The following is a 19,783-nucleotide window of genomic DNA, read 5'->3' on the forward strand; positions in this document are numbered from 1 at the left end:
CATGACAACCCAGCCCGACACCCCGACCCCCGCCACGCCCGATGCCGCCCCGCTCGGCCCCGACGATTTCGACGCCCAGGACCAGGTCCTCGACGCCCTGCGCGAGCAGGACGACGAGACGCCGCAGTGGGAGTTCTGCGAGGGCTTCATGGCCGCGCTGGTCTGCACCCGGCGCCCGATCGAGCCGGCCGAATACTGGCCGGTGCTGCTCGGCGAGGGCTTCGTGCCGGCGCAGCACATGGAATTCGTCTGGCGCTGGAAGCGGCGCTGGCGCGAGATCGAGACCGGCCTCGACGCCGACGTGGAGTCGCTCGACGACGAACGCACCTGGCAGCCGGAGGTGCTCGACACCCGCGGCGCGATCGCCGCCCTGCCGGAAGAGGAGCGCGCCGAGATGGCCGGCGAGGCGATCCCGTCCTTCGCCCAGGTCTGGGCGCTGGGCTTCATGTACGCGGTCGAGAACTGGCCCGACGACTGGGCGCCGCCGCGCGACAAGGAGGCGGCCGGGATGCTCGACGAGGCGCTCGACGCCATCGTCACGCTGACCGAGGACGACACCGGCAAGCCGGCGCTCTCGATGTACGCCGAGGACGGCCCGCCCAGCGTCAGCCAGCAGCGCGTGGACGACTTCGGCGCTGCGATCTGGGCCGTGTACGACCTGCGCCAGCTGTGGCGCAGCATGGGGCCGCGCGTCGAGACGATCCGCAAGGAGGCGACGCCGGGCCGCAACGACCCCTGCCCCTGCGGCAGCGGAAAAAAATATAAGAAGTGCCACGGTGCCGGCTGAGACGGCCGCCGCAGGACTGGCGCCGCCGGCGTTGACGCTGCGCGCCGCCTGGGCCATGGTGCTGGCCCTGTGCACCGCCTTCGCGCTGAGCCAGGCCTACCGCACCGTCGGCGCGATCATGGCCAGCCAGCTGCAGGCCGAGTTCAGGCTGTCGGCCCAGGCGCTCGGGATCTTCTCGGCCGCCTTCCATTTCTCCTTCGGCGCGATGCAGCTGTTCATGGGCATCGGCATCGACCTGCACGGCGTGCGCCGCACCGTGCTGACCGCCTTTCCGCTCGCGATCGTGGGCGCCCTGCTGTCCGCGGTCTCGAAGGACTACGCGCTGCTGGTGGCCGGCCAGGTGCTGATCGGCGTCGGCTGCGCGCCGGCCTTCCTGGTCTGCACGGTGTTCATCGCGCGCCATTTCCCGGCCGCGCGCTTCGCTTCGGTGTCGGGCCTGGTGCTGGGCATCGGCGGCGTCGGCATGCTGATCACCGGCACGCCGCTCGCGTGGCTGGTGCAGGAGCACTCCTGGCGCATGGGCTTCGTCGTGCTCGCCGCGGTCTCGGTGCTGGCCTGGCTGGCGATCTGGCACTGGGTGCGCGAACCGGCGCGCCCGGGCGGCCAGCCGCGGGAGTCGGCGCTCGCGGCGCTGCGCCAGTTCGGTGCGCTGTTCGCGCTGCCGCACACGCTCGGCATCCTGGTGCTGGGGGCCGTGACCTACGCGGCCTTCATCTCGCTGCGCGGGCTCTGGCTCGGGCCGCTGCTGATCGAGCGCCACGGCTACACGCTGGTGCAGAGCGGCAACGTGGCGCTGATCGTCTCGGTGATCTCGCTGGTCGGCCCGCCGCTGTTCGGCCGGCTCGACCGCGAGGGCCCGGTGCGGCGGCGCCGCATCATTGGCTGCAGCCTGGCCTATGCGGCGTTGTTCGCCGCGATCGGTTTCTTCACCGAAGCCTGGGTCGACGTCGGCGGCACGATCGCGATCGGGCTGCTTTCGGGCTTCATCGTCTGGCAGTACGCCGACGTGCGGGCCGCGTACCCGGCGGCGATCACCGGCCGCGCGATGGCGGTCTTCACGATGGCGATGTTCCTCGGCGTGGCGCTGATGCAGTGGATCACGGGCGTCGCGGCATCGATCGCGGTGGCGCACGGCATGGAACCCTTCACCGCGGTGCTGGCGACCATCGCCGCCCTGTTGCTGGCCGCGACCCTCGGCTTTGCGATGCTGCCGGCACCCGCGCCGCGGCCGGGCCGGGTGTCTTCGTAGCGGTGTCATCGATTGGAGGCAGGGATGAAGATTGCAGTCATGGGCGCCGGCGCGGTCGGCTGCTATTACGGCGCGATGCTCGCGCGGCAGGGCCACGAAGTCGTGCTGATCGGGCGTGCGCTGCATGTCGACGCCGTGCGGGCCCTGGGGCTGCGACTCGAGACCGCGGACTTCGACCAACGCATCAAGCTGGCGGCCAGCACCGAGGCCAGCGCCGCGAAGGGCGCGGAACTGGTGCTGTTCTGCGTCAAGTCGACCGACACCGAGGCCGCCGGTGCACTGCTCGCGCCGTGGCTCGAGCCGCAGGCGCTGGTGCTGTGCCTGCAGAACGGGGTCGACAACGCCGACCGCCTGCGCGGCGTGCTGCCGCAGGAGGTGGCCGCGGCGGTGGTCTACGTCGCCACCGAGATGGCCGGGCCGGGCCACGTGAAGCACCACGGGCGCGGCGAACTCGTGATCGAGCCGTCGTCCGGCAGCGGCGCGCTGGTGCAGGCGCTGGCCGAGGCCGGGGTCCCGGTCGAGATCTCTGACAACGTGCGCGGCGCGCTGTGGGCCAAGCTGATCCTCAATTGCGCCTACAACGCCCTGTCGGCCATCACTCAGCTGCCCTACGGCAGGATCGTCGCCGGGGTCGGCGTGGCCGAGGTGCTGCGCGACATCGTGGCCGAGTGCGTCGCGGTCGCCCAGGCCGACGGCGTGCGGCTGCCGGCCGGCCTGGACCTCGCGGTGCGCCGCATCGCCGAGACCATGCCGACGCAGTATTCGTCCACGGCGCAGGACCTGGCGCGCGGCCGGGCGAGCGAGATCGACCACCTGAACGGCTACATCCTCCAGCGCGGCGCGCTGCTGGGCGTGGCGACGCCGGTCAACCGCGTGCTGCACACGCTGGTCAGGCTGCTGGAGCGAAAGAACGACGAGGCAAAATTCAAGACATGACCGAAAACACGCCCCTTCCCCCGCTGCCCGACCACCTGTCGATCGACCCGCGCAGCCCGCACCACGTCGCCGCCGTCTTCGAGCGCGACATCGGCATCCGCTTCAACGGCAAGGACCGTTCCGACGTCGAGGAGTACTGCATCAGCGAAGGCTGGATCAAGGTGCCCGCGGGCCGCACGCTGGACCGCAAGGGCAAGCCGCTGCTGATCAAGCTCAAGGGCAAGGTCGAGGTGTTCTATCAAGACTGAGCTCTGCGCCCTGGCCGTGGCGGCGGTGCTCGCCGCCGGCTGTGCGTCGCGCCCGGTGCCGCGCGTGACCCGGCTCGGCGATGGCGTCTTCAAGTCGCCCACCGCGCAGGATGCCGAGGCCTATTGCCGCAACTTCGGCGCCCCGACCCGCTTCCTGGACGGCGCGGCAGCGCGCGTTCAGGCGGGCGAGGTCAGCTACCGCTGCGACTGACGCCCGGCCTCAGATCTTGAAGGCCCGCTGCACGTCGGGGCGCACCAGGTCCGCGTAGTCGCGGTGCTTGCGGATGTAGCCGGCGATGAACTGGCAGACCGGGATCACGTGCTTGCCGTCGGCCCGGGCCTGGTCGAGCACGTGCCTGGCGAGCGCCGAGCCGACGCCCTTGCCTTCGAAGGCCTCCAGCACTTCCGTGTGGGTGAACATGATGGCTTCGCTCAGCAGGTTGTATTCGCAGTAGCCGGCGAGTTCGCCGCCGATGCGGGCTTCGTAACGGTGCTCGGCGGGGTGGTCGGCGATCGTGATGTCGGTCATGGACGGGTTCGTGGTGGGGTCAGGGGTTGCGGGCCAGGAAGGCCTGGAGGTTCGCCGCCGCAGTGGCGCGCACCTTCTTCTTCAGCATCGGCGACCAGCCCAGCAGCAGGCCGGGTGCGCCCAGCGCCTGCCGCGACCAGCGCCAGAAGTCGAAGCGGTCGCGCTGGGTGGCGATCAGGCCCTCGGGCGTGAAGGTGAAGCGCGAGTCGATCGCGTTGTCGACGATGCGGCCCGTAGCGCTGAAGAGATAGTGCGCGTCCCAGTGCGCCTTGCCGCCGGCGGCATCGGCCTCGACGTCTCGGTAGTTGAGCTTCCAGACCGAGGCGCCCTTGGCCTGGGTGCCGCTGCAGAGCATCTTCCACATGCCGCCGACTTCGCGCGCGCCGCGCAGCGAGAAGGCCTCGTCGTCGAAGCGCGCGTCCGGCGCGTAGCAGGCCGCCATGGTGTCGGCGTCGAGCCGGGCGAAGGCGTCGTAGAAGCGGCGAAGGGTCTGTTCGGTGGGCGACATGCGGCATCGTATCAAGGGGGCGCCCGCAGCAGCTCGACCAGCGTCTGCAGCGCGTAGTGCACCGTGGCCGCGCGCACCGCCGCACGGTCGCCATCGAAGCGGCGGCGCTCGGTGCGCGTGCGGCCATCGACCGACCAGCCGAACCAGACGGTGCCGACCGGCTTGTCGGCCGAGCCGCCGCTGGGTCCGGCGACGCCGGTGACGGCGACCGAGACCTGGGCCCGCGAGCGGGCGACCGCGCCTTCGGCCATCGCCCGGGCCACCGGCTCGCTGACCGCGCCATGGGCCTCGATCAGCGCGGCGTCGACGCCCAGCAGCTCGTTCTTGGCTTCGTTCGAATAGGTCACGAAGCCGCGCTCGAACCAGACGCTGGAGCCGGCGAGGTCGGTGCAGGCGCCGGCGATCAGGCCACCGGTGCAGCTTTCGGCCGTGGCCATCATCCAGCCCTTCTGCGGCAGCAAATCGGCGAGCTGGAGCACCAGGGCGGAAACGTCGAGATCGGACAAGGAGGTCGGGTGGTCGTTCATCGGGTTCACCATGCGCGCAAGGCGGCGATCACCAGCAGCGTGCAGAAGGCCGCCACCAGGTCGTCGAACAGGATGCCGAAGCCCGCGGCGCCCCAGCCGGTCGTGCCCGTGCCATTGGCCGACGCCCGCGGCTTGAAGAGCCGGTCGGCCCAGCCCACCGGGCCCGGCTTCACGGCATCGAAGAAGCGGAACAGCCCGAAGGCGATGAGCTGGGCCAGCAGCCCGCCGGGCAGCACCAGCCAGAGGATGATCCAGAAGGCGACCACCTCGTCCCAGACGATGCAGCCGGGGTCGGCGATGTTCATGTGGCGGGCGGTCACGGTGCAGGCCCACCAGCCGATCGGCAGCGACGCCAGGATCACCCAGCCGATGGCGGCGCTCGACAGCCAGCGCTCCATCACGAGGAACGCGACCCAGGCCCAGAGCGTGCCGACGGTGCCGGGCGCCCGGCGCGGCAGCCCGGAGCCGAAGCCCAGGGCGATCAGGTGCGCCGGATGCGCGAACAGGAAGCGCAAAGTCGGGCGGAACGGGGGCGCGGCGGCAGGGGAATCGGAAGCGGTTGGCATCAACCCGCAGTGTCGCCCATCTTTGGCTGCGCACCGGTGACCGGCGTGATCCGGTAGACGCAGCGGCGCGCGCCGGCGATCAGGTGCTCCTCGCGGCGCAGCTGGCCCTGGGGCCCGGCCACTTCTCGGAACAGCGCCAGCTCGGAGCGGCAGAAGCCCTGGCAGGCCTCGGCGGCGACGCAGATCGGGCAATGGTCCTCGATCAGCAGCCAGTCGTCGCCATCGGCCTCCAGCCGCGCCATGTAGCCTTCCTGGTCGCGCAGCGCGGCCAGCCGCCGCAGCCTCGGCGCCAGCTCGGGCAGGTCCCGGCAGGCTTCCAGGTAGCTGGCGCGGGAAGCCTCTTCGCGGCGGGCGATGAGTTGCTCCAGCCCGGCTTCGCCGAACACCTCGCGCACCGTGTCGACCAGCTGGCGCGTGAGTTCGGCGTGCCGGTCCGGAAAGCGGGCGTGGCCGCGGGCGCTCAGCGACCAGGCCTGGCCCGGGCGTCCGACGCCTGAGGGCGCTTCGGCGACGCCACGCACCAGGCCGGCCTCCGCCAGCTTGTGCACCTGCTGCCGCACCGCCTCGGTGGTGGTCTGCAGCGAGGCCGCCAGCGCGGCCGTCGACATCGGGCCGCGGCTTTTGAGCAGCAGCAGGATGCGATCGGCGGTGGTGGCGCTCGGCGTCATGTTATCCAAGAGTTTACTTGCTTAATTGAGGTGTGCTGCTAATATGAAAGTCATTACTTTGATAATTGCCGCCAGGGAGCCGATTGCATGTCCTCGTCGTTCACCGCCGCCCTCCCGCCCCCGACCGCCTCGTGGGCCGAGCTTTTCTCGGGCCGCAACGCGTGGCGCGCGGTCGCCGTCACCGGCGGCGTCGCGCTGCATGCTGTCAACGTCCACATCGTGACCACCGTCCTGCCCTCGGTGGTGCGGGAGATCGGCGGGGTCGAATGGTATGCCTGGAACACCACGCTGTTCGTGGCGGCCTCGATCCTCGGGGCCACGCTCTCGGTGCGCCTGCTGCAGCAGTTCGGGCCGCGCCGCAGCTACCTCGCGGCCTTGGCCGTATTCGTGCTGGGCAGCATCGGCTGCGCCACGGCCCCGGACATGGCCTGGATGCTGGCCGGACGCACGGTGCAGGGGCTTGGCGGCGGCGTACTGGCGGCCTTGGGCTATGCCTTGATCCGCCTGATGTTCGAGGCCCGGCTGTGGCCGCGCGCCGTGGCGCTGGTGTCGGGCATGTGGGGCGTCGCGACCCTGTGCGGGCCGGCGGTTGGCGGCGTCTTCGCCGAACTGGGGCATTGGCGCTGGGCCTTCTGGGCCCTGCTGCCGGTGGCGCTGGGGCAGGCACTGATCGCCGGCCTGCAGCTGCCGGCGCGCAGCCCGGGCGAGACGGGCGCATCCCGCGTCGCCCTGCCGATCGGCCAGATCCTGCTGCTGATCGCTTCGGCCCTGAGCGTGGCGACCGCCAGCCTGTTCGACACGCTGTACGCGCAGCTGGGCATGGTGCTCTTCGGGTTGGCGCTGGGCCTGGCGCTGGTGCGGATCGACCGGCGCGCGAAGGTCCGCCTGCTGCCGACCGGCGCCTGTGCCCCCTTCACCGCCTTCGGTGCGATCTACGCCAGCGTGGCACTGCTCCTGATCGGCACCGACACCGAGATCTTCGTGCCGTATTTCCTGCAGACGCTGCACGGCCATTCGCCGCTCGCCGCCGGCTACCTGACGGCCGCGATGGCCGGCGGCTGGAGCGCGGCCTCGCTGCTGTCCGCCGGCCGCAGCGGCCCGCGGGCCGACAGCATGCTGCGCTTCGGCCCGCTGATCAGCATGGCCGGCCTGATCGGACTGCTGCTGCTGGTGCCGGTGGCGCGATGGGCGCCGGCGGCCCAGACCCTGGGCATGGCGCTCGCGCTGGGCGCCACCGGCTTCGGCGTCGGCATGGGGTGGCCGCATCTGCTGACGCGGGTGTTGACGCTGGCGCCGCGCGGCGAAGAGAACCTGGCCTCGGCATCGATCACCACCGTGCAGCTCTACGGCATGGCGATCGGTGCCGCGGTGGCCGGGCTGGTGGCGAACGCAGCGGGGCTGACCACGCCCGGCGGCAGTGCGGGCGCGCAATCGGCCGCCGGCTGGCTGTTCGGGAGTTTTGCGCTGGCGCCCGCGCTCTCGGCCCTGCTGGCCTGGCGCTTCGTCGCCGGGCCGACCGTCAGGCCGGCTGGAAGTGCTGGCTGATGCGGCGCGCCACGGCCAGCGGGGTGTTGCGCAGCGCGTCGACCGCGCAGGCGCCCAGGAACAGGCCGTCGAACTTGAGTTCCACCTGCTGGAAGTAGCGGCCCAGCGATTCGCCGGCGTCGCGCAGGCAGTGCTCCAGCGCGGCGAAGCTGCGGCTCTCTTCCTGAACCGCGCCGCCCTGGGCGCTGATGCGGTGGCGGAAGGCATCCGGTCCGATGCGTTGGATGTCGATCAGGGGCTTCATTCGGCGTGGCGGCAGGCGGGGGTTCGTCAACGGAGAGAGCTTCGGCACATCGATGGTCGCTCCTGGGGCGCCGCTGGTAAATAGTCCATTTGGACCGGTCCGACTTCGCGCAGAATCGGCGCCTCATGCTCCCGGCCCGCATCCTCCTCATCGACGACCACGCCCTGTTCCGCTGCGGCCTTCGCATGGTGCTCGCCTCCGGCATTCCCGAGCTCGAAGTCGCCGAGGCGAGCTCGCTCGAAGAGGGGCTGCGCGCCGGCATGGACGACCCGGCCCTGGTGCTGCTCGACATCCAGCTGCACGGGCTCAATGGCCTGGAGGGCATCGCGCTGGTGAAGCGCAAGTGGCCCGAGGCGGTGGTGGTCATCCTGTCGTCCGACGCCGGCCCGCACAACGTGCGCATGGCGCTGGAGCGCGGCGCCGCCGCCTTCGTCTCCAAGGCCGACACCGCCGACAACATCCTGGCCGTGATCGAGCAGCTGCGCCGCGGCGAGCCTGCCGGCGCCGCCGCACAAGCGACGGCCGGCGAGGGCGCCGGGTCGCCCCAGTTGCTGACGCCGCGGCAGTTCGAGGTGCTGGACCTGCTGTGCCAGGGCCTGCCGAACAAGGTCATCGGCCGCCGCCTCGGGCTGTCGGAGAACACGGTGCGCGGCCACGTGCAGGCGGTGCTGGCGGCGCTGCAGGTGTCGAGCCGCTCCGAGGCCGGCTTCGCGGCGCGCCGCCGGGGATTGGTCGGCTGATGGCGGGGTTCCTGCGCCTGGCCGACGGGCGCACGCTGGTCGAGCAGCTGCGGCTGCAGCTCGGCAACATCGGCAGTTCGGTGGGCCCGACGATCGGGGTCGCGCTGCTGCTGGTCTGGGTGCTGGCCAACGACACCAATGCGCTGGCGCTGCGGCTGTGGGCCGGCGTCGTGATCCTGATCAAGCTGTATTGCGCCCGCGATGCCCGCCGCACGCTGGCCCGCGAGATCTCGTTCGAGCGCGCGCCCCGGCTGGTCTGGCGGCAGATGGTGCTCAACGGCATCGACGCCGCCGCCTGGGGCGCCCTGGGCTGGGTCACGCTGGGCAGCACCTCGACGGCCGGCAGCATCCTGGTCATCGCGGTGCTGGCGGGCGTGGCCGGCAGCTCGATGTCTTCGCTCTCGCCGGTGCTGCCGGTGTTCGTGGTCTTCGGCACGATCGAGCTGGCCGTGCTGGCGGCCAAGCTGGTGCTGCTGGGCGACCCGGCCTTCAATGCGCTCGGGGCGGCCGGGGTGCTGTACGTGGCGACCCTGCTCGGCCAGGCGCGCAACGGCGCCCGGGCGGCGCGGGCGGCGATCGACCTGCGCTTCGAGAACCTCGAGCTGATCGAGCGGCTGCGGATCGAGACCGGCCATGCGCAGGCGGCCCAGCTCAAGGCCGACGAGGCCAACCTGGCGAAGTCCAAGTTCCTGGCCGCCGCCAGCCACGACCTGCGCCAGCCGATCCACGCCCAGGGGCTGTTCCTCGAGGTGCTGGCGCGCAGCAAGCTGTCGGCCGCGCAGTACGACGCGCTGGCCAACGCCCGGGCCACCTGGCACGCCTCGGCCGAGATGCTCGACACCCTGCTCGACTTCTCGCGCATCGAGGCCGGGGTGGTCGAGCCGCAGATGCAGGACTTCCAGCTTCAGCCGCTGCTCAACCGCATCGAGAACGAACTGGCGCCGCAGGCCGACGCCAAGGGCATCGTCTACCGTTCGCGCGAGACCCATGCGGCGGTGCGCTCCGATCCGGCGCTGGTGGCGCTGATCCTGCGCAACCTGGTGTCGAACGCGATCCGCTACACCGACAGGGGCGGTGTGCTGGTGGCCTGCCGCTCGCGCCGCCGCGAGCTGCTGCTCGAAGTCTGGGACACCGGCATCGGCATCGCGCCGACCCAGCAGAGCGAGATCTTCCGCGAGTTCCATCAGCTCGGAAACGCCGAGCGCGATCGGCGCAAGGGCCTGGGGCTGGGCTTGGCGATCGCCCAGGGCCTGGCACGCGCGCTCGGCCACTCGCTGTCGCTGGTGTCGGTGCCGGGGCGCGGCAGCGTGTTCAGGCTGGCACTGCCGATGGCGCAGGCGGGCGTGGCCAGCGGCGGCCTGGAGGCGGCGGCCGGGCATGCGCGCGTGTTCGACGTGCGGGTGCTGGTGATCGACGACGACGAAGCGGTGCGCGCCGGCATGAAGCAGTTGCTGACCGCCTGGGGCTGCGAATGCGACGTAGCCGATTCGATCGAGGACGCCCAGGCGCTCGCCCGGACTCATCCGCCGGGACTGGTCATCAGCGACTACCGGCTGCGCGAGCTGCGCACCGGCGCCGAGGCCATCGCGGCGCTGCGCGCCGAGTTCGGCGAGCAGCTGCCGGCGCTGCTGATCACCGGCGACACGGCGCCGCAGCGCCTGCGCGAAGCCCGTGCCAGCGGCGTGCCGCTGCTGCACAAGCCGGTGTCGCCGAACGAGCTGTACCGGGGCCTGACCTGCGTGCTGAACGATCTCGAGATCGATTCCGCGTTCGCGGTTTTGGAGGCAGTGCCGGTGCAGGCCCGGCGCCGCGCCTGACCGTGCTTCAGGCGAAGTGGTCGAACGACGCGAAGCGTTGCGTCACGGCTGCGCCTTGCGCATCGACCAGCCGCAGGCCCGCTTCGGCCTCGATGGCGCCGATGCGTGCGACCGGCGTCGCGCTGGCGCGGCCCGCCTGCTCGACCGCGGCGCGCGCCGCCGGCGGCGCGGTGAACGCGAGCTCGTAGTCGTCGCCGCCGGCCAGTGCGCAGGCGCGCCGCAGGTCGACATCCAGGCCTGCCGAATCGACTGTCGCCAGCAGCTTCGCGGCGGCATCGGCGTCGAGCCGCGCACCGACGCCGCTGGCCTTCAGAATGTGCCCGAGGTCGCCGGCCAGCCCGTCGCTGATGTCGACCGCCGCCGTGGCGATGCCGCGCAGTGCCATGCCGAGCGCGACCCGCGGCGTCGGCTGCTCCATGCGGCCGCGCGCCAACGCGAACGATTCGGCCGGCAGCGCCAGGGTGCCGCGGAAGACTTCGAGCGCCAGGCGCGCATCGCCCAGCGTGCCGCTGACCCAGACATCGTCGCCGGCGTGCGCGCCCGAGCGCAGCAGCGCCGCGCCGGCCGGCACTTCGCCGAACACCGTGATGCAGAGGTTGAGCGGGCCGCGCGTGGTGTCGCCGCCGACCAGCTCGCAGCCGTGCGCATCGGCCAGCGCGAACAGGCCGCGCGAGAAGCCCTCCAGCCAGGCCGCGTCGACCGCCGGCAGCGAGAGCGCCAGCGTGAAGGCCAGCGGCCTGGCGCCGCAGGCCGCCAGGTCGCTGAGGTTGACCGCCAGCGCCTTGTGGCCGAGACGCGCCGGGTCGACCGTCGGCAGGAAGTGCCGCCCCTCGACCAGCATGTCGGTGGACACCGCGAGCTGCATGCCCGCGGCCGGCGCCAGCAGGGCGCAGTCGTCGCCCACGCCCAGCGGCGAGCGCCGCGCGGGGCGCGTGAAGTAGCGCGCGATGAGATCGAATTCGCCGGTGCCGCTCATGCCGTGCTCACACCGTCGTGCTGCGGAAGCGCAGCGCGGCCTGCCGCACCACCTCGGCCAGCAGGCGTTCCTTGCCCTGCTTCTCGCGCAGCCAGCGGGCGTCGTTGCGGTTGGCCTCGACGCTGGTGCGCAGCTCGCCGAGCGCCTGCGTGGCGTTGAGGGCTTCGCTGTGCCATTCGAGCTGCGTCATGGTCATGAGGATATGGTCGCGCAGCGGCATGTGCTCGCCGCTGGCCGGGTCGACATACAGAGCATCGAGGCCGAAGCGGCAGGCCTGGAAGCGGTTGTAGGTGTAGACCAGGTAGTCGTCCTCGGTCGGCGTGAAGGGCTGCTCCTGCAGGAACCAGGCGGCCAGCGACTGCACGTAGCCCGCCAGCGCGGCGGCGCGCTCCACCGTGAGCGGGGTGTCGAAGACGCGGATCTCGATGGTGCCGAACTCGGGCTTGGGCCGGATGTCCCAGTAGAAGTCCTTCATGCTGCGGACCACGCCGGTGCGGGTCATGCGCTTGAAGTAGTTCTCGAATTCGCGCCACGACAGGGTGAAGGGCGCGCGGCCCGACAGCGGGAACGCGAACACGGAATTGAGCCGGGCCGAATCGAACTGCGTGTCCTGCCCCTGGACGAAGGGCGACGACGCCGACAGCGCGATGAAGTGCGGGATGTAGCGCGACATGCGGTGCAGCATCAGCAGCGCCGCGTCGGCATCGGGACAGCCGATGTGCACGTGCTGGCCGAAGATCGTGAACTGCTTCGACAGGTAGCCGTACAGCTCGGACAGCTCGCGGAAGCGCGGCTTGTCGTAGATGCGCCGCTCGTGCCACTGCTGGAAGGCATGGGTGCCGCCGCCGACCACCGCGATGTTGAGCTTGTCGGCGTTGCGCACCAGCGCGTCGCGGATCGGCGTCAGCTGGGCGATCACGTCCTGCGCCGAATGGCAGACGTCGGTCGAGATCTCGATCATGCTCGAGGTCATCTCGGGCACCACGCTGCCCGGCAGCGGCGTCTGCGCCATCAGCCGCAGCATGTCCTCGGCATAGGGCGCGAGGTCGTAGTCGTGGGTGTTGACCAGCTGCAGCTCGAGCTCGACGCCGAGCGACAGCGCCACCGACTTGTTGAAGGGCTCGAGCGGCACCACCCGGCTGGCGGGCGTGTTGGCCGGCGAGCCGGTGGCGGGATCGATCGTGCGATGACTCATCTTTGCGTGTCCTCCACGGTGCCGAAGGCCTCGGGGGTCCAGGGCGTGGAGCTCTCGCCGGCGGCGTGGATGGCGACCGTCGCGAGCACCGCGCCGAGCACCTCCATCAGCAGGATCGCAGGCAATGCGACCTGGGTGATCATCGCGCCCAGCAGCGGCGAGGCGGTGACGAAGGCCGAGGTGATCAGCAGCGCGATCGAGGACAGCGGCGACATCGCGCAGCCGACCCAGAAAGCCTGCTTCCAGCTCGCGCCGCTGCCCGGGTTGGCGATCGCGACGCCGGCGATCTTGGCGACCGCGCGCACGCCGATCACGCTCAGCACCACGCTGGCCACCGGCAGGCTCCAGTCGGCCTGGGCGGCGACGATCGAGACCAGCACGAACATCAGCATCGTGAGCAGCGAGGCCGCGGTGCCGAGCTGCCGCGGCCAGGCCCAGGGCTTGGGGTTCAGCGCCTTCAGCAGCACGCCGCCGATCAGGGCCGCCAGCGGCGCCGAACCGCCGAAGTGCGCCGCCAGCGCGGCCCCGGCGGCGATGATCGCCAGCAGCAGGATCGAGGTGTTCTCGCTGGTCGGGCTCATGACGCGCAATGCCGAGCGCAACGACAGCGCCATCAGCGCGCCGACCACGAAGGACAGGCCGAGCACCACGCCGACCGGGTTGAGCTTCTCGAGCAGTCCGGTGGGCGCGTGCTCGATCAGCCCGGCCTGCGCATAGCCGAGCGCCAGCGCGTAGAAGGTGTTGAGGGTGGCGAGCGTCATCGCGCGCTCGGTCACGGGGCCCGAGGCCCGGGTATCGATCACGACCCGGCTCAGCACCGCCGGCGAGGCGACGATCGCCATCAGCGCGATCGGATTGGCCACCGGGTCGGGGATGCCGAGCCAGTGCAGGGTCCAGAAGACGCCGAAGTAGGTCAAGGTCGATTCGAGCAGGCTCTGCACCAGCACCATCGGGTTGTGGCGGAACCAGCGCAGCGGCAGGCGGCCGCCGGCCTCGAACAGCACGATCGCCACGCCGAGTTCGAGCAGGAACAGGCTGATGCCCTGCAGCGGCCAGATCGCGCCCTCGAAGCCGGCGAAGCCGACCACGGTGCCGACGATCGAATAGCCGACCACCTTGGGCAGGCCCATGTAGCGTTGCACCAGGTGGCCGGCCGCGGCCGCGGTGGCCAGCAGCAACGACCACAGCACGGTCGGCAGGCCGGCCGAGGGCCGCACCCACTCCGACCAGAAACCCAGCAGATCATTGGGCAGGAAAGACGTCATCGGTTCAGCTTGAGGGGGGCATCGCCCCCCGCGGAAGATCCAGAGCGCGCAAGGCGTTCATGGCGCGAAAGAGAAAAGCGTGCTCAGTGCAGCACGCGCGAAGTGGGCATGTCGCCCGCGTCGGCTTCCAGCACCAGCGTGGGGATCGGAACGTCGAAGCGTTCGCCGCGCTCGGTGACGAAGAAGAAGCTGCCGTGCATGGTACCGCTGGGGGCCTGCAGCCGGCAGCCGCTGGTGTAGCGGAACGATTCCCCTGGCGCCAGCAGGGGCTGCTGGCCGATGACGCCGAGGCCGTCGACCTCCTGCGTGTGGCCGGAGGCGTCGGCGAAGATCCAGTGGCGCGCGATCAGCTGCGCCGCCACCGGGCCGTTGTTGGTGACCGTCACGGCGTAGGCGAAGGTGTGGACCCGGTCCTCGGGCGAGGACTGGTCTGGCAGGTAGCGTGGCTCGACCTGGACACTGATCGGTAGCGTGGACATCGCAGGGATAGTAACGGAAGGCTCCTGTGGCGCTGCAAGCCGCCGCCCCTGCTGCGACAATCCGGACTCATGAGCAGCCCCTTCAGAATCGCCCCATCCATCCTCTCGGCCGACTTCGCCCGCCTTGGCGACGAGGTGCGCGACGTCATCGCCGCTGGCGCCGACTGGATCCATTTCGACGTGATGGACAACCACTACGTGCCGAACCTGACCTTCGGGCCGATGGTCTGCCAGGCGCTCAAGCCGCATGCGAAGACGCCCGACGGCCAGCCGGTGCCGATCGACGTCCACCTGATGATCCAGCCGGTGGACGCCCTGGCCGCGGCCTTCGCGCAGGCCGGCGCCGACTACATCAGCTTCCATCCCGACGCCTCGCCGCACGTGCACCGCAGCATCCAGGCGATCAAGGCGGCGGGCTGCAAGGCCGGTCTGGTGTTCAACCCGGGCCTGGGCCTGGAAGCGCTCGACTGGGTGATCGACGACATCGACCTGATCCTGATCATGAGCGTGAACCCCGGCTTCGGCGGCCAGAGCTTCATCGATTCCGCCCTGCGGAAGATCGAGCACGCGCGCAAGCGCATCGACGCGACCGGTCGCGACATCCGGCTCGAAGTCGATGGCGGCATCAAGGCCGACAACATCGCGCAGGTGGCGAGCGCGGGCGCCGACACTTTCGTGGCGGGCAGCGCGATCTTCAATGCCAAGGACTATGCGGGCGTGGTGCGGGCGATGCGCGATCAACTCGCCACCGCCGTCAAGGCTTGAGCTTGTCGTTGTAGACCCGGTCGGTCACCGGGCCCTTGTCGGTGTCGACCAGGCCGCGCTCGAGGTCCTCGTGCGCCTGGCGGCCGACGCGCGGCGGGGCGCCGTCGGCGCTTTTCTGGCTGTCGGACGACTGGTCGTGCTCGTGCGGCAGGCGCGGCGCCGATTCGCCCTCCTGCTCGACCTGGGTATTGCCTCCTCCCGCATCCTTCGAACCCTGGGCATCGGTCTTCGCGGGATTGTTCTTCGTGGCCATCGCTTGCTCCTGTCTGGTGCCTGCGTTTGTCTCACGCTACGGGGGAGAACGCGGTAGGACCGGCCTACGCGGGCCTGTAGGATGGGCAGCGAAATGACCGCTTCCACCGACCTCCTTCGCATCCATGGCTACGCCAGCCTGCAGCCGGGGCCGCGGCTGATCGTCCTCGGCGGGGTGCACGGCGACGAGACCTGCGGCACCGCCGGCATCGAGCGCGTCGTGGCCGCGCTGGATGACGGTTCGCTCCAGCTTCTGCGCGGCCAGCTGACCCTGGTGCCGGTCGCCAATCCGCTGGCGCGGCGGCTGCTGCGGCGCGAGGGCGAGCGCAACCTCAACCGCCTGTTCCGTCCGACCACGCCGGGCGCCGAGCCGGCCGACTACGAGGCCCGCATCACCGACCTGCTGTGCCCGCTGCTCGATCGCCACGAAGTGCTGCTCGACCTGCATTCGTTCCAGAGCGAGGGCGAGGCCTTCGCGATGATCGGGCCGCGCGACAACCAAGGGCCGCTCGAGCCGTTCGCGCGCGCCTTCGAGGAAGGGCAGCTGGCGCTGCACCTCGGCACGCCCCGGGTGGTCGAGGGCTGGCTCGACATCTATGCGGCCGGGCTGGCGCAGCGCGGGCAGGCCGCCGACGAGGCGGCGCTGGCCTTCGGCTGGGGCACCAACGAATACATGCGCAGCCGCGGCGGCTACGGCGTGACGCTCGAATGCGGCCAGCACCAGGACCCGGCGGCGCCCGACGTGGCCCGGCGGGCGATCCTTTCGACCTTGCGGCTGCTGGGCATGATCGAGCCCGACCCGGCGGCGGCGCCTCCGCGGGCGCCTTCGCTGCTGCGGCTGGTCAGCGTGGTGGACCGGCTGCACGCCGAAGACCAGTTCGTCCGCGAGTGGGCCACCTTCGACCCCGTGGCGCGGGGCGAGCCGATCGGCGTGCGCGAGGACGGCAGCATGCTGCACGCCGAACGCGACGGGTTCATCGTGTTCCCGAATGCCGAGGCCTTGCCGGGGACCGAGTGGTTCTATTTCGCGGTCGAGAGCGACCGCGACCTGACCCGGCCCGCGCCAGCCCTCAGCCGCGCTTCGTCGCGATGAGCGGCTTGACGTCCGGCGCCGCCACGCGCGGCCGCTCGGGCTCGACCGCGGTCAGGGCCGCCACTTCCTGCATGCTGGCCAGGCTGCGCAAGGTCAGCGCCTGGTAGGTGCGGGTGCCTTCGAGCTTCCAGGCCACTTCCTGGTCGCTGAGGGCGCGCATCACCTTGGCCGGCATGCCGGCGGCCAGCGAGCGCGGCGGGATCTTGCGGCCGGCCGGCACGAAGGCGCAGGCGGCGACGATCGAGGCCTCGCCGATCTCCGCCTCGTCCATCACCACCGCGTTCATGCCCACCAGCGCATCGCGCCGCACGATGCAGCTGTGCAGCACCGCGCCGTGGCCGATGTGGCCGTTTTCCTCGACCACCGTGTCCTGCGCCGGGAAGCCGTGGACCACGCAGGTGTCCTGCACGTTCGAGCCGCGCTCCAGGACGATGCGGCCGAAATCGCCGCGCAGCACGGCGCAGGGCCCGACATAGCAGTCGGGGCCGACGATCACGTCGCCGATCAGGACCGCGGTGGGGTGCACGTAGGCGCTCGGGTCGATGACCGGCACCACGCCTTCGATGGAATAACAAGGCATCGCGAATCTCCGTTGTTTGAATGAGGAACAGGCCCTAAGGGTTATCCCTTGGCACTTTTGACTTGCGTCAATCTTTTTCCGATCCTATGATTAACCGACCGGTCGGTCAACGATACTTTGACGCCGGTCAAGACCCCCAGCCCCACGCCAAGAACCCAGACAGGAGACACAGCTTGTCCGACTCCCTCGTCCTCGCGACCCAGCAGGGTCCGGTCCTGACGCTGACCTTGAACCGGCCCGCCGCCCTCAACAGCTTCACCGAAGGCATGCACCAGGCACTGCGCGCGGGGCTCGACGCCGCTGCCGCCAACCCCGAAGTGCGCTGCGTGGTGCTGACCGGCGCCGGCCGCGGCTTCTGTGCCGGCCAGGACCTGGCCGACCCGATGGTCGCGCCCGCAGCGCCGGGCGAGCCGCCCAAGGACCTCGCGCTGGCAATCAACACGCTCTACAAGCCGCTGGTGCAGCGCCTCAAGTCGATGCCGGTGCCGGTGATCGCCGCGGTCAACGGCGTGGCGGCAGGCGCGGGCGCCAACCTGGCGCTGAACTGCGACTTCGTGCTGGCCGGGCAGTCGGCCAGCTTCATCCAGGCTTTCGCCAAGATCGGGCTGGTGCCCGACACCGGCGGCACTTGGCTGCTGCCGCGCATCGTCGGCCGCGCCCGTGCGCTGGGCCTGGCGATGCTGGGCGACAAGCTGCCCGCGGCCGAGGCCGAGCGCATCGGCCTGATCTGGAAATGCGTGGACGACGCTGCCCTGGCCGACGAATCCGCCAAGCTCGCCCAGCGGCTGGCCGCGATGCCCGCGAAGGCGCTGGCCGCGACCCGCGCCGCGATCGACGGCGCGCAGGCGCTCACGCTCGACCAGGCGCTCGACATGGAAGCCGCGCTGCAGTCGCAGCTCGGCAGCGCCCACGACTACCTCGAGGGCGTGGCCGCCTTCGGCGCCAAGCGCGCCCCCGTCTTCACCGACCGATGAACGCAAGCCCCACAGACATGCCCGACACCTCCGACCGCACCCCCCAGCAGACCGCCGAACGGGTCCGCGAGCGCATGTACGCCAACGATCCCGCCGTGCGCGGCCTGGGCATCGACGTGACCGAGGTCGCGCCGGGCCAGGCCACGGTCACGATGACGGTGCAGGGCCACATGCTCAACGGCCACGCCACCTGCCACGGCGGCTTCCTGGCGGCGCTGGCCGACACCGCCTTTGCCTACGCCTGCAACTCGTACAACGAACTGACGGTGGCTTCGGGCTTCTCGATCGACCTGGTGGCGCCGGCGCGCGAGGGCGACGTGCTCACGGCCCGCAGCTTCGAGCTGTCGAAGGCCGGCCGCACCGGCGTCTACGACAGCGAGATCACCAACCAGCACGGCGAGCGCATCGCGATGTTCCGCGGCCGCTCCTACACCATCAAGGGCAAGCCGGCGGTCGCTGACTGACACGCCGCCGACCGAACCGCCAGAGGAGACACCACATGCCCGTCAAGCAACCCCAGCCCGGCGACCTCGACGCCATCGAGACCGCCAGCCGCGACGAGATCCAGGCGCTGCAGCTCCAGCGCCTGCGCTGGACCCTGCAGCACGCCTACGACAACGTGCCGCACTACCGCCAGGCCTTCGATGCCAAGGGCGTTCATCCGTCCGACCTGAAGCAGCTGAGCGACCTCGCGAAGTTTCCGTTCACGGCCAAGAAGGACCTGCGCGACAACTACCCCTTCGGCATGTTCGCGGTGCCGCGCGAGCAGGTGGCGCGCATCCATGCCTCGTCGGGCACCACCGGCAAGCCGACCGTGGTCGGCTACACGCAGGGCGACATCGACCGCTGGGCCGACCTGGTGGCGCGCTCGATCCGCGCCGCGGGCGGGCGCCGTGGCGACATCATCCACGTGGCCTATGGCTACGGACTGTTCACCGGCGGCCTCGGGGCCCACTACGGCGCCGAGCGCGCGGGCTGCACCGTGATCCCGATGTCGGGCGGCCAGACCGAGAAGCAGGTGCAGCTGATCCGCGACTTCCGGCCCGACCTGATCATGGTCACGCCGAGCTACATGCAGGTGATCATCGAGGAGTTCGTGCGCCAGGGGCTGGACCCGCGCGAGAGTTCGCTCAAGGTCGGCATCTTCGGTGCCGAGCCCTGGACCGAGGCCATGCGGCGCGAGATCGAAGGCAAGGCCGGCATCGATGCGGTCGACATCTACGGCCTGTCGGAGGTCATGGGCCCGGGTGTCGCCAGCGAATGCATCGAGAGCAAGGACGGTCCGGTGGTCTGGGAAGACCACTTCTACCCCGAGATCGTCGACCCCGAGACCGGCGAAGTGCTGCCCGACGGCTCGGAGGGCGAGCTGGTCTTCACCTCGCTCACCAAGGAAGCGCTGCCGATCATCCGCTACCGCACGCGCGACCTCACGCGCCTCTTGCCGCCCACCGCGCGCTCGTTCCGTCGCATGGGCAAGATCGTCGGCCGCTCCGACGACATGCTGATCATCCGCGGCGTCAATGTCTTCCCGACCCAGATCGAGGAGATCGTGCTGCAGCACGCCAAGCTCTCGGGCCAGTACCAGATCAACGTGGCGCGCGACGGCCTGCTCGACACGGTCGTGGTGCAGTGCGAGCTGCAGCCGCAGGCCGCGGCGGGCACCGATGCCGCCGAGCTGCGCGAGATCACGCAATGGCTGCAGCAGCGCATCAAGACCCTGGTGGGCATCTCGACCACGGTCAACGTGCTCACCCCCGACACCATCGAACGCACGCTGACCGGCAAGGCCCGGCGCGTCGTCGACCAGCGACCGAAATAAGGCCCCGCGCCTGAAAGGATC

General features: G+C 70.8%; 25 protein-coding genes. 13 read left to right on the plus strand and 12 right to left on the minus strand.

Annotation, left to right across the window (positions count from 1 at the left end; all coding sequences use genetic code 11):
• The first annotated feature begins 1 nt into the window (after window position 1).
• From AC1DF3_RS12305 to AC1DF3_RS12325, 5 genes are read left to right on the plus strand one after another with little or no spacing between them, the layout of a single operon-like run.
• Window positions 2-787: a UPF0149 family protein gene (locus AC1DF3_RS12305; RefSeq protein WP_478139771.1), complete on the plus strand. Its 786-nt coding sequence runs from the start codon at window positions 2-4 to the stop codon at window positions 785-787.
• Window positions 788-842: 55 nt separating this feature from the next.
• A complete protein-coding gene (locus AC1DF3_RS12310; protein WP_286533827.1) occupies window positions 843-2,036 on the plus strand; it encodes an MFS transporter in 1,194 nt (397 codons plus the stop codon).
• A gap of 24 nt (window positions 2,037-2,060) precedes the next feature.
• Window positions 2,061-2,972 carry a ketopantoate reductase family protein gene (locus AC1DF3_RS12315; RefSeq protein ID WP_286533624.1) on the plus strand — a complete coding sequence of 304 codons (912 nt, stop codon included), beginning with the start codon at window positions 2,061-2,063 and terminating at the stop codon, window positions 2,970-2,972.
• Window positions 2,969-3,220, plus strand: coding sequence for a DUF3297 family protein (locus AC1DF3_RS12320; RefSeq protein ID WP_286372029.1), 252 nt, complete (start codon window positions 2,969-2,971; stop codon window positions 3,218-3,220). The genes AC1DF3_RS12315 and AC1DF3_RS12320 overlap by 4 nt, the downstream gene beginning before the upstream one ends.
• A gap of 16 nt (window positions 3,221-3,236) precedes the next feature.
• Window positions 3,237-3,431, plus strand: a complete 195-nt coding sequence (locus tag AC1DF3_RS12325) for a hypothetical protein (RefSeq protein WP_478139772.1) — start codon at window positions 3,237-3,239, stop codon at window positions 3,429-3,431.
• A gap of 9 nt (window positions 3,432-3,440) precedes the next feature.
• Here AC1DF3_RS12325 and AC1DF3_RS12330 read toward each other — a convergent pair whose 3' ends face one another.
• From AC1DF3_RS12330 to AC1DF3_RS12350, 5 genes are read right to left on the minus strand one after another with little or no spacing between them, the layout of a single operon-like run.
• Window positions 3,441-3,749 (minus strand): GNAT family N-acetyltransferase, encoded by a 309-nt coding sequence (locus tag AC1DF3_RS12330; protein WP_353506398.1) that lies wholly within the window; start codon window positions 3,747-3,749, stop codon window positions 3,441-3,443.
• A gap of 19 nt (window positions 3,750-3,768) precedes the next feature.
• Window positions 3,769-4,257, minus strand: coding sequence for a nuclear transport factor 2 family protein (locus AC1DF3_RS12335; protein ID WP_286533630.1), 489 nt, complete (start codon window positions 4,255-4,257; stop codon window positions 3,769-3,771).
• A gap of 11 nt (window positions 4,258-4,268) precedes the next feature.
• The gene (locus AC1DF3_RS12340) at window positions 4,269-4,796 is read right to left on the minus strand and encodes a CinA family protein (RefSeq protein ID WP_478139773.1); all 528 of its coding nucleotides are present in this window, start codon (window positions 4,794-4,796) and stop codon (window positions 4,269-4,271) included.
• Window positions 4,790-5,350 carry a phosphatidylglycerophosphatase A family protein gene (locus tag AC1DF3_RS12345; RefSeq protein WP_478139774.1) on the minus strand — a complete coding sequence of 187 codons (561 nt, stop codon included), beginning with the start codon at window positions 5,348-5,350 and terminating at the stop codon, window positions 4,790-4,792. Before AC1DF3_RS12345 ends, AC1DF3_RS12340 begins: the two co-directional genes overlap by 7 nt.
• A complete protein-coding gene (locus AC1DF3_RS12350) occupies window positions 5,350-6,018 on the minus strand; it encodes a helix-turn-helix transcriptional regulator (protein WP_478139775.1) in 669 nt (222 codons plus the stop codon). Before AC1DF3_RS12350 ends, AC1DF3_RS12345 begins: the two co-directional genes overlap by 1 nt.
• A gap of 87 nt (window positions 6,019-6,105) precedes the next feature.
• On the opposite strand from AC1DF3_RS12350, the gene AC1DF3_RS12355 reads away from it, so the two are divergent.
• Complete coding sequence (locus AC1DF3_RS12355; protein WP_478139776.1) at window positions 6,106-7,563, plus strand: MFS transporter; 1,458 nt, start codon at window positions 6,106-6,108, stop codon at window positions 7,561-7,563.
• Here the strand turns inward: AC1DF3_RS12355 and AC1DF3_RS12360 are convergent.
• Window positions 7,538-7,807 carry a hypothetical protein gene (locus AC1DF3_RS12360; protein ID WP_286519984.1) on the minus strand — a complete coding sequence of 90 codons (270 nt, stop codon included), beginning with the start codon at window positions 7,805-7,807 and terminating at the stop codon, window positions 7,538-7,540. The genes AC1DF3_RS12355 and AC1DF3_RS12360 overlap by 26 nt on opposite strands.
• A gap of 125 nt (window positions 7,808-7,932) precedes the next feature.
• Here AC1DF3_RS12360 and AC1DF3_RS12365 point away from each other — a divergent pair, with 125 nt between their 5' ends.
• Window positions 7,933-8,547, plus strand: coding sequence for a response regulator (locus AC1DF3_RS12365; RefSeq protein ID WP_478139777.1), 615 nt, complete (start codon window positions 7,933-7,935; stop codon window positions 8,545-8,547).
• Entirely contained in the window at window positions 8,547-10,364 is a 1,818-nt protein-coding gene (locus AC1DF3_RS12370) for an ATP-binding response regulator (protein ID WP_478139778.1), read from the plus strand. The genes AC1DF3_RS12365 and AC1DF3_RS12370 overlap by 1 nt, the downstream gene beginning before the upstream one ends.
• A gap of 7 nt (window positions 10,365-10,371) precedes the next feature.
• Here the strand turns inward: AC1DF3_RS12370 and thiL are convergent, their stop codons facing one another.
• The 4 genes from thiL to apaG all read right to left on the minus strand — a co-directional run bounded on the left by thiL (window position 10,372) and on the right by apaG (window position 14,279).
• Window positions 10,372-11,340, minus strand: coding sequence for a thiamine-phosphate kinase (gene thiL / locus AC1DF3_RS12375; protein WP_286533640.1), 969 nt, complete (start codon window positions 11,338-11,340; stop codon window positions 10,372-10,374).
• A gap of 7 nt (window positions 11,341-11,347) precedes the next feature.
• A complete protein-coding gene (locus tag AC1DF3_RS12380; protein WP_286510404.1) occupies window positions 11,348-12,472 on the minus strand; it encodes a YbdK family carboxylate-amine ligase in 1,125 nt (374 codons plus the stop codon).
• 59 nt (window positions 12,473-12,531) lie between these two features.
• Window positions 12,532-13,800, minus strand: a complete 1,269-nt coding sequence (locus AC1DF3_RS12385; protein ID WP_286533643.1) for a cation:proton antiporter — start codon at window positions 13,798-13,800, stop codon at window positions 12,532-12,534.
• Window positions 13,801-13,883: 83 nt separating this feature from the next.
• The gene (gene apaG, locus AC1DF3_RS12390) at window positions 13,884-14,279 is read right to left on the minus strand and encodes a Co2+/Mg2+ efflux protein ApaG (RefSeq protein WP_286519991.1); all 396 of its coding nucleotides are present in this window, start codon (window positions 14,277-14,279) and stop codon (window positions 13,884-13,886) included.
• A gap of 69 nt (window positions 14,280-14,348) precedes the next feature.
• Here apaG and rpe point away from each other — a divergent pair, with 69 nt between their 5' ends.
• Complete coding sequence (gene rpe, locus AC1DF3_RS12395; RefSeq protein WP_286533645.1) at window positions 14,349-15,044, plus strand: ribulose-phosphate 3-epimerase; 696 nt, start codon at window positions 14,349-14,351, stop codon at window positions 15,042-15,044.
• Here rpe and AC1DF3_RS12400 read toward each other — a convergent pair.
• Window positions 15,034-15,297 carry a hypothetical protein gene (locus tag AC1DF3_RS12400; protein ID WP_286533647.1) on the minus strand — a complete coding sequence of 88 codons (264 nt, stop codon included), beginning with the start codon at window positions 15,295-15,297 and terminating at the stop codon, window positions 15,034-15,036. The two genes, rpe and AC1DF3_RS12400, sit on opposite strands and share 11 nt — an antisense overlap.
• A gap of 81 nt (window positions 15,298-15,378) precedes the next feature.
• On the opposite strand from AC1DF3_RS12400, the gene AC1DF3_RS12405 reads away from it, so the two are divergent.
• Complete coding sequence (locus AC1DF3_RS12405) at window positions 15,379-16,389, plus strand: succinylglutamate desuccinylase/aspartoacylase family protein (RefSeq protein WP_478139779.1); 1,011 nt, start codon at window positions 15,379-15,381, stop codon at window positions 16,387-16,389.
• On the opposite strand, the gene AC1DF3_RS12410 is transcribed toward AC1DF3_RS12405, so the two are convergent.
• On the minus strand, window positions 16,367-16,969 hold the full coding sequence (locus tag AC1DF3_RS12410) for a phenylacetic acid degradation protein PaaY (RefSeq protein WP_478139780.1): 603 nt from the start codon (window positions 16,967-16,969) through the stop codon (window positions 16,367-16,369). The two genes, AC1DF3_RS12405 and AC1DF3_RS12410, sit on opposite strands and share 23 nt — an antisense overlap.
• Before the next feature lie 173 nt (window positions 16,970-17,142).
• Here AC1DF3_RS12410 and AC1DF3_RS12415 point away from each other — a divergent pair, with 173 nt between their 5' ends.
• Genes AC1DF3_RS12415 through paaK form a run of 3 tightly spaced genes read left to right on the plus strand, consistent with a single transcriptional unit; the run spans window position 17,143 to window position 19,762 of the window.
• Complete coding sequence (locus AC1DF3_RS12415) at window positions 17,143-17,943, plus strand: enoyl-CoA hydratase-related protein (RefSeq protein WP_478139781.1); 801 nt, start codon at window positions 17,143-17,145, stop codon at window positions 17,941-17,943.
• A gap of 17 nt (window positions 17,944-17,960) precedes the next feature.
• Complete coding sequence (gene paaI, locus AC1DF3_RS12420; protein WP_286533655.1) at window positions 17,961-18,407, plus strand: hydroxyphenylacetyl-CoA thioesterase PaaI; 447 nt, start codon at window positions 17,961-17,963, stop codon at window positions 18,405-18,407.
• Window positions 18,408-18,442: 35 nt separating this feature from the next.
• Window positions 18,443-19,762, plus strand: a complete 1,320-nt coding sequence (gene paaK / locus AC1DF3_RS12425) for a phenylacetate--CoA ligase PaaK (RefSeq protein ID WP_478139782.1) — start codon at window positions 18,443-18,445, stop codon at window positions 19,760-19,762.
• Window positions 19,763-19,783 lie beyond the last annotated feature (21 nt).

Source organism: Variovorax sp. 10N432 (assembly GCF_056394465.1).